The organism is Streptosporangium sp. NPDC002524 (assembly GCF_040295985.1).
Classification (GTDB): Bacteria; Actinomycetota; Actinomycetes; order Streptosporangiales; family Streptosporangiaceae; genus Streptosporangium.
This window is the reverse complement of record NZ_JBEOWK010000016.1, coordinates 47,709-61,292: the sequence shown is the minus strand read 5'-3', so window position 1 is coordinate 61,292 and position 13,584 is coordinate 47,709. Positions and strand designations below refer to the sequence as shown.

Sequence of the window (13,584 nt, the reverse complement as noted above, 5' to 3'; positions counted from 1 at the left end):
GTCTGTACGTGTGTGAGGGTTATTCGCGGCCCGCGTGCTGCCACGGGGCCACCCGCCGTACGAGGCGCTCCGTCCCGGCGCGGGCGAGGACGCCGAGGAGGGCGAGAACGGCCACGCCGACGAACGCCTGGTCCTGGGCGAACGACCGGGCGTTGGTGAGGATGAACGTGCCCAGGCCGTCCAGGTTCGCGAGGAACTCGACGGCCGCGGCCCCGACCAGCGCCCGGCCGACGGCCACGTGGACACCCGCCACCGCGAACGGCAGCGCCGACGGCAGGACGAAGTCCGTGACGAACCGGTGCCGCGGCACGTTGAGCACCCGGGCGACGTCCGCCAGGTTGCCGGGCAGGGCCCGCGCCCCGTCGGCGGTGCTCACGGCGCAGGGCAGGAAGGCGGACAGCGCGACGACGATGAGGCGGGTCGCGTCGTCGTAGCCGAACCAGATGGTCGCCATCGGGACGATGGCCAGCATCGGCATCGCGTACAGGCCGCTGATGTACGGCGTGCTCAGGTGGCGCAGCCAGGCCACCCGCCCGATGAGCAGACCGGCCACGATCCCCGGCACGCAGCCGAGGAGCAGGCCGAGGACCACGGCCGAGACGGTCTCCCACACCGCGCCGAGGAAGTCCGCCGAGGTCAGGGTCGGGATCGCCTGCCCGAGGACGCCGAGGGGAGTGGGCAGGTAGTCGGGCAGCCAGGCCGTACCGGCGATCTGCCACACGAGCAGGACCACCGCCGCGGCCACGAGCTTGCCGGTGACGTCACGCGACGGCCCGCCGGAGGAGACGGCCTTCGCGGGGGCCTCCACGCCACTGTCCAGGGTGGCCTTCACTCCGTACTCCCCTCGCGCCAGGGGGCGAACGCCCGTTCCAGGACCTGCCCGAACGCCATGAGCATCGCCGCCAGCACCGACACCAGCACGGTCAGCCCCAGCACGGTGGCGGAGTCGAAGCGCGAGCTGGCCCCGAGCAGGAGCCCGCCGATCCCGGTCGCCTCAAGGAAGAACTCGGCGATGAACGTGCCGACGAAGGCCATCGCGATCCCCTGCCTGATGCCGCTCATGGCGTACGGCATCGAGTGCGGCAGCAGGACGTCGCGCCAGAGGGCCCATTCGCCGCTGCGGTGGACGCGGGCGACCTCCAGCAGCGTGACGGGGGTGTGCCGGGCGCCCTCGGCCGTGTTGATCAGGATGGGGAAGACCGCGCTCAGGAACACGACCAGCACCTTCGCCCCGAAGCCGAAGCCGAACGCCGCCAGGATGAGCGGCGCGAGCGCCACGATCGGCACCGACTGCACCGCGAAGACGAGCCACTGCGTGCCGGTGCGGAGCCGCCGGGACCGGGAGAGGACGAGCCCGTAGCCCACCCCGCCCACGACGGCCGCGACGAGCCCGGCGAGGAACAGCATCCCCGTGTCGGCGAGCGCCTCGGGAAGCGTGCCGTCGCGGGTCATGGAGACGAGCGACTCGAAGGAGCGGACCGGCGTCGCCAGCAGCACCGGATCCCGCTGACCGAGCACCTGCCAGACCAGCAGCCCGGCGAGGAGCCCGATCAGCGAGATCGCGACCCCCCTCAGCCGGGCCGCCGGGGCGGGGTCACTTGGCGAGCGCATCGCGGAACACCGTGGCGTCGACGAACTGCTCGTACTTGGGAGTCTTGTCCGCTGGAACGTTCCCGGCCTTCACCTGGTCCTCGATCGCCTTGTCGACGCGCTCACGGGTGAGGCCGACGTCGGCGGGCCAGAAGCCGAGCTTCACGTAGTCGCCCAGGGCCACCTTGGAGATCTCCGGGCTCCGCTTCGTCATCCGCGCGGCGATCGCCGTCACGTCGTCGGCGTTGGCCGGGTCGTTGATGTACGTGATCGCCTTGTGCAGGGCCGCCACGGTCTCGACCCACGCGGGCCGCTTGCCGCCGTCCTTCAGCTCGTCCTCCCGGGTGACGAGCATGGTGTAGTGCGACTTCGGGTCCACCTTGGCCAGCGCGACCACCTCGTGGGTCTCCTTCGACTGCTGCACGGCGGCCAGCTCGTCCGGGTGCAGGACGGCGGTGTCGACCTGTCCGGCGATCATCGCGTCGACGCTCTGCGGCCCACCCACGTTGACCAGCTTGACGTCCTTGACGGTGAGCCCGCAGGAGGCCAGCATCGTCCCCACGCTCAGCGCCTTGGGGGCGCCGACGCCGTCCACCGCGATCGTCTTCCCCTTCAGGGCGGCGCAGTCCTTCACAGCCGCGTCGGAGGAGGCGATCAGGTACGACGGGTTCTCGTTGCCCAGGATGGCCACGACCGAGCCGCCGGAGGCCCGCAGCGCGACCGCCCCGGAGGTGCCCACGACCCCGCCGTCGAGCTCGCGGCTCTGGATGGCACGCCCCACGTCCGCCCCGGTGGGCAGCGGGCGCAGTGTCACCTTCACCCCGTTCGCCGTGAAGTAGCCCTTCTCCTCGGCCACGTAGGCCATCAGGTTGACGAAGACCGGCGGGATGCCGGGGATGCCCATCGTGATGGTGGGCGTGCCGCCGGCGGCCGGTGGGTCGCCACCGCAGGCGGTGGCGAGGGCCGACAGTGACACGAGGGCCAGGGCGGCTCCTCCTAGGCGTTTGATCATTCGCACTTGCTGTCCTCTGGGGATCGTGACCACCCTGACGGAGGGTCTGCCACTTACTGGATGGGTTTCACCTGGTCCGGCCGGCGTCCTTGGGCGTCACCGGAGACGTCCTGGGGCGTCACCGGGACCGTCCTGGGACATCACCAGGGACCAGACACGTTCACGCAGGGCGACGAACTCCTCCGACATCGCGACCGCCCTGTCGCGCGGCCGGGGCAGGGCGACGTCGATCACCTCGTGCACCCGGCCAGGACGGCCCTTCAGCACGACGACCCGGTCGCCGAAGAGCACGGCCTCGTCGATGGAGTGTGTGACGAACAGCATCGTGATCGGGTGCTCCTCCCACATCCGGAGCAGCTCGAACCGCAGGACCTCGGCGGTCTGGGCGTCCAGGGCGCCGAACGGCTCGTCCATGAGCAGCACGCGGGGACGCACCGCGAGGGCGCGGGCCAGGCCGGCCCGCTGCTGCATGCCGCCGGAGAGCTGGTGCGGGTAGGACTTCTCGAAACCGGACAGCCCCACCATCTCGATCAGCTCACGCGTGCGGGAGGCGATCTCCTCCCTGGGCAGGCCGCGCAGGCGCAACGGGTAGGCGACGTTGGCCTCGGCCGTCTTCCACGGGAACAGGCCGAAGTGCTGGAAGACCATGGCGACGCCGTCGGGGGTCGTGCTCACGGTCTCCCCGTCGACGCGCACGCGCCCCTCGGCCGGCGAGATGAGCCCGGCCACCGCGCGCAGCAGCGTCGTCTTGCCGCATCCCGAGGGCCCGACGATCGAGACGATCTCACCGGGTCTGACGTCGACGTGGATGTCCTCGGCCGCGTTGCGGTCCCCGAAGCGCATGGTGACGCCGTCGATGTCCACCGACGCGCTGCCCGAGGCGGGAGCGGCGGTCGAGGTGCGGGAAGGGCGGGAGGAATCCCTCAGCCTGTCGAGCAGTGACATGGGCCATACTGTTGCATGATGATGCCTTCTGTACAAGAGTAATGTTTCATGGAGATTAATAATGCATGATCCGTCCAACCGTGTTCTGCTCCTGCACACCCTCGGAGGCAACGCCCGCACGTGGGCGCCGGTCGTGGGCGCGGGGAGCGATCCGGCGCGGTTCCTCGCGGTCGACCTGCCCGGCCACGGCGCGCACGGGGAGGACCCCTTCGACCTGCTCACCGCCCTGACCTCGGTCCACGCCGCGCTGGACGAGTGCGGCCCGGCACCGGCGCACCTCGTCGGCTCGGGTCTGGGAGCCCTCGTCGCGCTGCGGGTCCTCGCCGACGCGCCGCACCGCCTGGCCTCCCTGCTGCTCGCCGGTTTCCCGCCCGGCGGGGATCCGGGCCGGCTGCGCGCCACGGCCGAGGCGCTGCGCGAGAAGGGGATGGCCGGGTTCGCGGCCGACTACCTCGCCACCACGCTGGTGACCGGCGGCGGTCCAGGCGGCGGCTCCGGCAGTGCCCCCGGCAATGACATCGGCCTCGCGGAGCTGACCGCGTCGATGACGGGCATGCGGCCCGAGGCGTTCCTCGGCTCCCTGGAGGCGGCGCTCGGGTGGGAGACGCCGGTGTCGCCGGGCCCGGTGCCGTGCCGGGTGCTGCGCGGCGAGCACGACGTCCGGGTGACCGAGCAGGCGGCGCGATCACTCGCGACTCGTCTCGGTGCCGACTACATTGGTCTTCCCGGAGCCGGTCACATCGCGTACGTGGACGATCCCCGAGGTTTCCGTGAGCTGATGGACGCCTTTCATCGGGTCGTCGAGGCGCGCACGACCGTACCCGGCACTGTCAGTCCAGGCTCTCCTGCTGAGCCCGTTCTCTCGCAGGAAGGAACTTGATGGCCAAGCCCCCCTCGTCCGCCTCGTCAAGTGGACCCGCCGACAGTCCGCGCACCAAGCGCGACCGCATCGTCGCGGAGCTGCGCCGCATGATCGCGGAAGGTGAGCTGGCGCGTGGCAGCAGGATCAGGCAGGACGTGATCGCCGCCCGCTTCAAGACCAGCATCACCCCCGTACGCGAGGCGCTGCGGCTGCTGGAGGCGGAGGGAATGCTGGTCAGCGAGCCGCACCGGGGAGTCCGCGTCGCGGACGCCGACTACGAGCGGGTCAAGACGGTCTACCTGCTGAGAAGGCTGGTCGAGCCGTACGCCATGCGCCGGGCCGCCCGGCGTCTCTCCCCCAAGGACCTCGACCTCGCGCAGCGGCTCGTGGACGACATGGAACGCGTCGCGGCCGAGGGCGACCGGGCGACGCTGAACGAGAAGAACCGCGAGTTCCACTTCCTGTTCTACGACAGGACGGGCAACGAGGGGCTGACCGAGGAGGTGGCCCTCCTGTGGCAGCAGTTCCCGTGGGACGTGCTCCAGGTGATCGCCCACCGCGCAGACGAGGTGTCGCAGGAGCACCGGGCGATCCTCAAGGCCGCCCAGGACGGCGACCCCGACGCGCTCGCCCGCGCGACGGAGGAGCATCTGGCGAGCAGCTTCCTCGCGCTGGCCCGCCATCTCACCGGCTACGAGGTCACCGATCCCTTCGAGATCGACAACGACTGACGGCAGACTCCGGCGGCGAGCAGGCCGTCGATCTCGGTCTCGGGCACGCCGAGCTCGCGGAGCACCTCCACCGTGTGCTCCCCGAGGGCGGGCACGGCCCGCTCCTCCTCCTCGACGCGCGCGGGATGGAACGGCGACGTGACCACCGTCGCCGTCTCGCCGTCGGGCAGGATGGCCGACGACCACCGGCCCGTGGCCCGCGCCTGCGGATGCGCGAGGACCTCGGGGAGGCCGTTCAGCCTGGCGTGCGGCACGTCCGCCAGGTCGAGCCGGGAGACCAGCGTCTCCGTCGACAGCGCGCGCAGCGCCTCCTGGATCAGGGGCTCCAGCCGCGCCCGGTTGCGCAGGCGCTCGCCGTTCGAGGCGAAGTCCGGATCGGCCGCGAGGAGCGGGTCCTCGATCACCCCCGCGCACAGGCGGCGCCACTGCCCCTCGTTCTGGACGGCGATGAGCACCTGGTCCCCGTCGCCTGACAGGTAGGGGCCGTACGGGGCGATGCTCGCGTGGCTGAGGCCCGCGGGCTGGGGCGCCGTGCCCGCGTGCGACTGGGCGAGGAGCAGGGGGCTCATCCATTCGAGGAGGACGTCGAACATGGCGACGTCGATGCGCCGGCCGACGCCCGAGCGTTCCCGCGCGTAGAGCGCCGCGTTGATGGCGGCGAGGGCGTAGGTGCCCCCGGCCAGGTCCGCCAGGGACACCCCCGGCTTGGCCGGCTGCGCCGGGGTGCCGGTCGCCGTGACCGTGCCCGCCTCCCCCTGGATGAGCATGTCGTACGCCTTGCGGTGGGCGTAGGGTCCCTGCGTGCCGTAGCCGGACAGGAAGCACCGGATGAGCCGGGGGTTGAGCCCGACGAGGTCGTCGTCGGTGAAGATCCGCTCGAAGGCGCCGGGCGCCAGGTTGCACACCAGCACGTCCGCGGACCGCAGCAGCTCTCCCAGCAGCCGCTTGCCCTCGGACGTCTTGAGGTCCAGGGCGACGCTCCGCTTACCGCGGTTCAGCCAGACGAAATGGCTGGAGTGCCCCTGGACGAAGTCGTCGTAGTCGCGGGCGAAGTCGCCGCTGAGCCGTTCCACCTTGATGACGTCGGCCCCCAGGTCGGCGAGGTGGCGGGAGCACAGCGGGACGGCGACGGCCTGTTCCACGGCGACCACGCGCACGCCTCGAAGGTCGTCGGTCACCGCGCACCTCCGCCGAAGCGGAACACCGTGCCGACGGCGGGCTGGACGTAACGGTCGCTCAGCGACGCCGACATGTGCGCGTGCGAACGCAGCCCGCTGCAGTGCATGGGCACGACCGTGGCGACGTCGAGCTCCCGGAAGGCGTTCGCCGTGCGCTCGACGTTCTCCGCGGGGGTCGTCGGGAAGCCGAGGTGGAACCCGCCGATGACCGCCCTGATCGGCTTGTCGCCGCAGACCCGCCGGGCCTGCTCCAGGGTGTTGACCACACCGGCGTGCGCGCATCCCGTCAGCACGACCAGGCCCTCCCCCTTGACGTCGATGACGAGGCCCATCTCGTCGATCACCTCGTCCTGGCGCAGGTCGCCCTCCCGCGACACCTGGTACAGGCCGGGCGCTCCGCGCTCGAACGGCCGGGAGACCGACTCGAACGGCACGTTGCGCGGGATCTCGCCGGTCGTCCACACCCCCCAGCCCAGATCCAGCGGGTCCCTCGTCAGGACGGGCGCCCCGCCGGACGCCTCCACCTGCTCGAAGGTGAACGCGGAGTTGTAGACCGAGGACGTCCGCCCGTCGCCCATCACCGCGTAGCGCGGCAGCTCGGCGTCGTGGTGCGTGGCGACCGGGATCCGGCGCCCGGCCAGCCCCAGGAACCGGTGGACGCCCCCGAAGTGGTCGGGATGACCGTGGCTGATGACCACGTGGTCCATGCCGGACGGGTCGACGCCGAGCACCCTCATGTTGTGTTCGAGCACCGTGCCGGTCAGGCCCACGTCGAACAGCACGCGCAGGACGTGCCTGCCGCGGACGGCCTCGACCAGGAGACTGATCCCGTTCTCGGCCTGCGGCGGGACGCGCTTGCCGTCGAAGTGCTCGATCAGCCCGTAACGGCTGACGCAGTGGTCGTCGGACCCCAGTGGACTCGCCTGATCGGGCAGCAGCATGTCCACCCAGTTCTCCACGAGAACCGTGATCGTGACGGACTCGGCCTGGAACACGAGGCAGCTCCTTCCTTTGTACAACCAGGGGGTCACATTACATTAGAGAAGCAGATAATGCATCATATACAAGATCGTGTTTTATTTGCCAGGTTGATGTGAACGAGCAGGTCGCCGCGAGGGCCTGCCCGCGCGCCGGAACCGCCGATCACGGCGGTGGCGGAGGTGGTGGTGAAGGTGAGAGACGGAGGCCGGGGGGAGGCGATGGTGAACCGTGCCGTCCAGGACACTCCGGTGCCCGGTGTCCGGGGCTCGGTGGTTGTGGCGCGTGGCATACGTCGCGGGTGCGGGTGCGGGATTCTGGCCTGCGGGAAACTTCGGGAGGACGGGAGATTGCCGATGCGTGAATTGACGACCCGCGATCTCACAGCCCTGGGTCCTGCGGCTTCATCATTGAGTCGTTGACGGAACCGCGTTTCGCCCGGGCTTGGGAAGAGGTGGGCATTGCCTCGTACCGAGCCAGGTGATCCGGGTGACCTCGGGCGGGTGGGCGACTACCGGCTGACCGCCAGGATCGGGCACGGCGGCCAGGGTGAGGTCTACCGGGCCGTGACCCCCGCGGGCGCCGACGTCGCCGTCAAGGTGCTGCTCGCCCGGTTCTCCGAGGATCCCGACGCTCGCCGCCGGTTCTTCCGCGAGGTCGAGCTGGCCAGGCGGGTCGCCCCCTTCTGCACGGCGCGGGTGCTCGACATGGGCCTCCACGGCGAGCGGCCGTACATCGTGAGCGAGTTCGTCGCCGGCGCGTCACTGCAGCACGTCGTGCGGCAGGACGGTCCGCGGTCGGGCGGCGGGCTGGAGCGGCTCGCGGTCGCCACGGCGACCGCGCTGGCCGCGATCCACCGGGCCGGGATCGTGCACCGGGACTTCAAGCCGAGCAACGTCATCATGGGTCCCGAGGGCCCGGTGGTCATCGACTTCGGTATCTCGCGCGCCCTCGACAACACCGCCACGCAGACCGGGGCGATGGGCACACCCGGCTACATGGCGCCGGAGCAGATCGGTGCCGGGCCCGTCGGTCCGGCCGCGGACGTGTTCAGCTGGGCCGCCACGATGGTCTACGCGGCCACGGGCCGACCGGCCTTTCCCGGCGCGTCGGTTCCCGCGATGCTGTACGCGATCATGCACGGCACCGCGGACCTCTCGGGCCTGCCGGAAGGGCTGCGGTCCCTGGTGGCGGCGTGCCTGGCCAAGGATCCCGGCGGCCGTCCCACCGCGGCCGCCCTGGTCCGGACTTTGACCGGCGACGATCTCCCGAGCCCGGGTCCCGGCCTGAGCACCGGTTCCAGCCCGAGCCTCGGATCGAGCCCGGGGTCCGGCCCAGGCCCGAGTTCAAGTGCCCCGAGTTCAAGTCCGAGCCCAGGTTCGGGCGCGACTCCGGGGTTCGGTCCAGGCCCGAGTCTCGGTTCCGCTTCGAGTCCGGTCCCGGGACCGAGTCCGTACCCGGGACCGAGCCCGGCTCCGGGGGTGAGCGGTGACAGGCCCACCGGCCCCACCGGCCTTACCAGCCCTACCGGTCCTACCGGTCCTACCGGTCCTACCGGCTCGACCGGCTCCGGTCGGGTGACCGAGGCCCTGCCCGTACCGGGGACGCGCGTGATCCCGCGTCGTGCGCTGGTCGCGGCCGGGCTGGCGGTCCTCCTGGTGGCGGGAGTGCTGGCCGTGCGGTTCCTGCCGCGTACGGACGACGTCGGCGCGGACTCCTCCCGGACGACCACCACACTCACCAGCACACCGGGCACACCGGGTGCATCGAGCGCGCCGGGCACGCCGAGCGCCGCCCCGTCGTCCTCGGTGCCGTTCGGTGCCCCGGTCGGTGAGCCGATGACCGCCCACGCCAACGACGTACGGTCGGTGGCGGCCGGTGTGCTCGACGGCACCCCCGTGGTCGTGAGCGGATCCGACGACGAGAGCGCCCGCGTGCTGGACCTCGCCACCGGTGAGCAGCGGGGTCCGACCCTGTCCGGGCACACGGAGTGGGTCCGGGCGGTCGCGGTCGGCCGTCTCGACGGCGTCCCCATCGCGGTGACCGGCAGCGACGACGACACCGCCCGGGTCTGGAACCTGAGAACCGGGCGGCCGATCGGTCCCGTCCTCGCCGGGCACGCCGGTGACGTCAAGGCGGTGGCCGTGGGTGAGCTGGACGGTGTCCCCATCGCGATAACCGGTGGTGCCGACGAGCGCGCACGGGTGTGGGACCTGCGTACCGGCCAGGAGTCCGGCGCGCCCCTCGCCGGGCACAGGGGCACGGTGTGGGCGGTGGCCGTGGGCGAGCTCGACGGCTCACCGATCGCGGTCACCACCGGCGACGACGGTACCGTCCGCGTCTGGGACCTCACCACGAGGAAGCAGCTCGGCGACCCCCTGACCGGCCACACCGGATGGGTGCGGTCGGTGGCGCTCGGCGAGCTCGACGGAAGGCCCGTCGCCGTCACCGGCGGCGAGGACAGGACCGCCCGCGTCTGGGATCTCGCCGCCGGGAAGCAGCTCGGCGCTCCCCTGTCCGGCCACACCGGCTGGGTCTGGTCGGTGGCGTTCGGGGAGGTCGGCGGGAGGCCCGTCGCCGTCACCGGGAGCGAGGACAGGACCGTCCGCGTCTGGGATCTCGGCGCGCGAAAGCAACTCGGCGGACCTCTCTCCGGTCACACCGACTGCGTCTGGTCGGTGGCCGTCGGCGAGCTCGGCGGGCTGCCCGTCGCGGTCACCGGCAGCAGGGACGAGACGGTCCGGGTGTGGAGCCTCGGCCCGCCCCTGCCCGCGCCGAGGTCCTGAAGAGCCGTCCGCCGGGCCCGGGCCGGGACGCTCCGCCCGTACTTCAAGCCTGCCCGCGACCGTCGCCGTCCGACCTGCCCGCGGCCGTCGCCGTCCGACCTGTCCGCGACCGTCGGCGTCCGGCGATTCGAGCCGCCCGGTTCGTGACGGTGTCATGACCGCGCGGGCGGGTGGTCACCACCCCGGGTCCCGGATTCCCCGCGTGTTCGTACCGGGCCGACGGCTTCGGAAAAGGGGGTGAATCGGTCGATTCCATCGGTGCGACGGCGTCGGTACCCGGCTCTCGGCAAGCCATCCGACTTGCAGGGATCCAGTTTGCCGTTAGCAGGTAAGGCCGGTGCAAGCATCGTCGGAGAGTCAGAACCGATCATGACATCTGGGGGAAAAATGCTTCGAAAACTGGTCCTGGCCGCGGTCATCGCGGCGGGATCACCGGCTATCACGACCACGGCCTGGGCGGAGGGGGCGCCGTCCGTCGCGGCGGCCGAGCAGGTCACGAGCGCCGAGCGGGCGGCCGGTACGTGCAGTCCCGGTTCGCCGTGCGCGGCGGTCAACTGCGGGCCGGGCCGCGTCTGCGTCCCCTCGCCCAAGCAGTGCTTCACCACACCGTGCCCGCAGTACGACTGCGTGCCCGCGTCGGGTTACCCGGGCGGTTACCCCGGCGGCTATCCGGGTGGATACCCCGGTGGCTACCCGGGCGGTTACCCGGGGCAGTGGGATCCGCCGTACCCGGGCTGGCGGCCGCCGTACCCCGGCTGGCGCCCTCCCTACCCGGGCTGGCGTCCTCCGTACCCGAGCGGCTACCCGGGCTGGCGGCCCCCGTACCCGGAGTGGCGTCCGCCGTATCCCGGCGTGCGTCCTCCGTACCCGGGTCCGCGTCCTCCGTATCCCGGTGTGCGGCCTCCGTACCCCGGCGTGCGTCCTCCGTACCCGGGTCCGCGTCCTCCCGGGCCGGGTCCCAGGCCCCTGCCCGGATGGCGGGTGGCGAGCCAGCCGGGGATCGCCTCCACCGGGGGTTCCTGACCTCTGACGGCGGCGGGCGACCGCCTGGGCCGGGCGCGTGACCGCCCGGCCGTCACCTTGAGCCGGTGGCTCGCCCGCGCCGCCTGCCGTACGCCACGCCCACCGGCCCCGGCGTGCCCGGCACCGCTCACCGCCTCCCGGGACGCCACGGCGGCGGCCCGGGGGGCGGGCGAGCCGTCACAGCTTGTGGGGACACCGGTTGAGCTGGTCTGATGTGCGAAGGATGAGGTGAGGCCAGTACGGAGGGGTTGCTTTCTGCCGTGGAGGCATCTGTCGAGCAGCTGGTGTACGTCCGCGAGGACGAGTACACGATCGCGCGGATGAGCGCCGAGGGCGTGCCCGGCTTCGTCGCCTCCGGCCGGGCTCTGGGCGGGGTCCAGCCGGGGGAGACGCTCAGGCTCGTCGGGGAGTGGGGCGAGCACCCGCGTCACGGCAGGCGCTTCGAGGTCGTCGCGTGCGAGCGGCTGGTACCGGCCACGGTCCGGGCCATCCGCATCTATCTGGGCTCCGGCCTGATCCGCGGCATCGGCCCGAGGCTCGCCCACGCCATCGTGAGCCACTTCGGCGAGGCGACGCTGACGGTCATCGACACCGAGCCGGGACGGCTCACCGAGGTTGTCAACATCGGTCCCGCGCGGCAGGCCCAGATCGCCGACGCGTGGGAGGAGCAGAAGGCGATCGCCGAGCTCATGGTGGTCCTGCAGGGCTTCGGGATCAGCCCGCTGCTCGCGGCGAAGGTCTACCAGGTCTTCGGGGCCGACGCGGGGGACGTCCTCACCTCCGACCCGTACCGGCTCATCGGCAAGGTGAGGGGCATCGCGTTCGCCACGGCCGACAGGATCGCGCTGCGGTCGGGGGTCGCCGAGCACAGCCCGCAGCGGGTGAAGGCGGCGATCCTGGACAGGCTGGAGACGGCGGCGAGCCGCGACGGGCACTGCTACGTGCGGCTGGTCGCGCTGATCGCCCAGTCCGTGGAGCTGGTCGAGCAGGACCACGAACTCGTCGCCCGGATGGTCGACGCCCTCGTCGCCGACCGCCGCGTGGTCGTCGAGGCGTCGCCGGACGGCCAGGGGACGGCCGTGGTCTATCTGAAGGAGACGCACAGCCGGGAGCTCACGCTGACCGCCCAGCTGACCCGGCTCTGGGAGGCCGCCTCGACGCTGCCCATGCGGACGTTCCAGGAGGACCCCGGGCTGGACGAGGACCAGCGGGCGGCGGTGAACATGGCGCTGACCAGTACCGTGTCCATCCTCACCGGCGGTCCCGGCTGCGGGAAGAGCCACACCGTCAAGACCATCGCGGCGACCGTGCGGGCGATGGGCGGCACGGTGACCCTCACGGCGCCGACCGGCAAGGCGGCCAAGCGCCTGTCGGAGCTCACCGGCCTGCCCGCGATGACCGTGCACCGGATGCTGGCCCACCAGCCCGACCCCGACAGCGGCACGCTGTTCGAGCAGATGCCCGCGCAGGCCGACCTGATCGTGGTCGACGAGGCGTCCATGCTGGACCTGAACCTGGCCACCCGGCTCACCGCGGCCATCCCGCCCGGCAGCCACCTGCTGATCGTGGGCGACAGCGACCAGCTTCCCAGCATCGCCCCCGGGAGCGTGCTGGCCGACCTGCTGCGGGTCGAGGCGATCGCGCGGATGCGCCTGACGAAGGTCTTCCGCCAGGCGGAGGGCAGCGGAATCATCCGGGCCGCCCGCCGGGTCAGGGCGGGCGAGGTGCCCGCGCTCCCCGGCGGGGGAGGCTTCTGGTTCGAGGAGGTCGACGATCCCGGGCAGGTCGCCGAGCGCGTGATGCACCTGGCGACGGTGGCGATCCCGCGCAAGCAGGGGGTGAGCCCGGACCAGGTCCAGGTCCTGTGCCCGATGCGCAAGGGCCTGACGGGGACCGCCGAGCTCGGCCGCATGATCCAGGAACGGCTCAACCCGGCCCGCGAGGGGGTCGCCGAGCACTGGTCGGGCGCCTCCGCCTTCCGGGTCGGCGACCGTGTCATGCCGATCCGCAACAACTACGACAAGGGCGTCTTCAACGGCGACACCGGCACGGTCACCGCCATCACCCCCGAGGAACGGCTCGTCGAGATCCGCACCGACGACGGGCAGACGGTGAAGTACGGCTTCGGCGAGCTCGACGAGCTGACCCACACGTACGCCATCAGCGTCCACCGTTCCCAGGGCAGCGAGTACCCCTTCGTGGTCGCGCCGCTCGTCACCGAGTCCGGGGGCGTCATGCTGCGCCGCAAGCTGCTCTACACCCTGCTCACCCGGGCGCGGTCGTGGGTGGTCGTCGTCGGCGAGCGCAAGGCCCTGGAGATGGCCGTCAGCCGGCTGGACCACCGCCGCAACACGGGACTCGCCCGCAGGCTCGCGCTGAGCCTCGGCGCGGATCCGTACTACGAGCCCGCCCCCGCCGCCGGGTGATGGTTTCGTCGCGTACGGGGGGCTTGTCCGGCTTGGCGATCTTCTTGACATTT

At 71.9% G+C, this 13,584-nt stretch carries 10 protein-coding genes; 4 read left to right on the top strand and 6 right to left on the bottom strand.

All coding sequences use genetic code 11. The features are described 5' to 3' along the window. Positions 1-19: 19 nt before the first annotated feature. From ABT053_RS26450 to ABT053_RS26435, 4 genes are all read right to left on the bottom strand, one after another. Positions 20-832: an ABC transporter permease gene (locus ABT053_RS26450; protein WP_350972254.1), complete on the bottom strand. Its 813-nt coding sequence runs from the start codon at positions 830-832 to the stop codon at positions 20-22. Beyond that, entirely contained in the window at positions 829-1,611 is a 783-nt protein-coding gene (locus ABT053_RS26445) for an ABC transporter permease (RefSeq protein ID WP_350972252.1), read from the bottom strand. The genes ABT053_RS26450 and ABT053_RS26445 overlap by 4 nt, the downstream gene beginning before the upstream one ends. Continuing rightward, positions 1,595-2,602 carry an ABC transporter substrate-binding protein gene (locus tag ABT053_RS26440; RefSeq protein ID WP_350972250.1) on the bottom strand — a complete coding sequence of 336 codons (1,008 nt, stop codon included), beginning with the start codon at positions 2,600-2,602 and terminating at the stop codon, positions 1,595-1,597. Before ABT053_RS26440 ends, ABT053_RS26445 begins: the two co-directional genes overlap by 17 nt. Positions 2,603-2,698: 96 nt before the next feature. Beyond that, positions 2,699-3,547, bottom strand: coding sequence for an ABC transporter ATP-binding protein (locus ABT053_RS26435; RefSeq protein WP_350972249.1), 849 nt, complete (start codon positions 3,545-3,547; stop codon positions 2,699-2,701). Positions 3,548-3,608: 61 nt separating this feature from the next. Here ABT053_RS26435 and ABT053_RS26430 point away from each other — a divergent pair, with 61 nt between their 5' ends. Together ABT053_RS26430 and ABT053_RS26425 are read left to right on the top strand one after the other, a co-directional pair. Further along, entirely contained in the window at positions 3,609-4,427 is an 819-nt protein-coding gene (locus ABT053_RS26430; RefSeq protein ID WP_350972248.1) for an alpha/beta fold hydrolase, read from the top strand. Next, on the top strand, positions 4,427-5,140 hold the full coding sequence (locus ABT053_RS26425; protein ID WP_350972247.1) for a GntR family transcriptional regulator: 714 nt from the start codon (positions 4,427-4,429) through the stop codon (positions 5,138-5,140). The genes ABT053_RS26430 and ABT053_RS26425 overlap by 1 nt, the downstream gene beginning before the upstream one ends. On the opposite strand, the gene ABT053_RS26420 is transcribed toward ABT053_RS26425, so the two are convergent. Then, a complete protein-coding gene (locus ABT053_RS26420) occupies positions 5,101-6,318 on the bottom strand; it encodes a CaiB/BaiF CoA transferase family protein (protein ID WP_350972245.1) in 1,218 nt (405 codons plus the stop codon). The genes ABT053_RS26425 and ABT053_RS26420 overlap by 40 nt on opposite strands. Further along, a complete protein-coding gene (locus ABT053_RS26415; RefSeq protein WP_350972244.1) occupies positions 6,315-7,313 on the bottom strand; it encodes an MBL fold metallo-hydrolase in 999 nt (332 codons plus the stop codon). Before ABT053_RS26415 ends, ABT053_RS26420 begins: the two co-directional genes overlap by 4 nt. Before the next feature lie 444 nt (positions 7,314-7,757). Between ABT053_RS26415 and ABT053_RS26410 the strand changes: the two genes are divergently transcribed. Continuing rightward, positions 7,758-10,082, top strand: a complete 2,325-nt coding sequence (locus ABT053_RS26410; RefSeq protein ID WP_350972243.1) for a serine/threonine-protein kinase — start codon at positions 7,758-7,760, stop codon at positions 10,080-10,082. Between the two features lie 1,283 nt (positions 10,083-11,365). Further along, complete coding sequence (gene recD2, locus ABT053_RS26405; protein ID WP_350972242.1) at positions 11,366-13,531, top strand: SF1B family DNA helicase RecD2; 2,166 nt, start codon at positions 11,366-11,368, stop codon at positions 13,529-13,531. Positions 13,532-13,584 lie beyond the last annotated feature (53 nt).

Bases quoted from the DNA above. Each gene is read 5' to 3' on its own strand.
- ABT053_RS26435 (WP_350972249.1), bottom strand. From the start codon at position 3,547: ATGTCACTGCTCGACAGGCTGAGGGATTCCTCCCGCCCTTCCCGCACC.
- ABT053_RS26440 (WP_350972250.1), bottom strand. From the start codon at position 2,602: ATGATCAAACGCCTAGGAGGAGCCGCCCTGGCCCTCGTGTCACTGTCG.
- ABT053_RS26425 (WP_350972247.1), top strand. From the start codon at position 4,427: ATGGCCAAGCCCCCCTCGTCCGCCTCGTCAAGTGGACCCGCCGACAGT.
- ABT053_RS26430 (WP_350972248.1), top strand. From the start codon at position 3,609: ATGCATGATCCGTCCAACCGTGTTCTGCTCCTGCACACCCTCGGAGGC.
- ABT053_RS26445 (WP_350972252.1), bottom strand. From the start codon at position 1,611: ATGCGCTCGCCAAGTGACCCCGCCCCGGCGGCCCGGCTGAGGGGGGTC.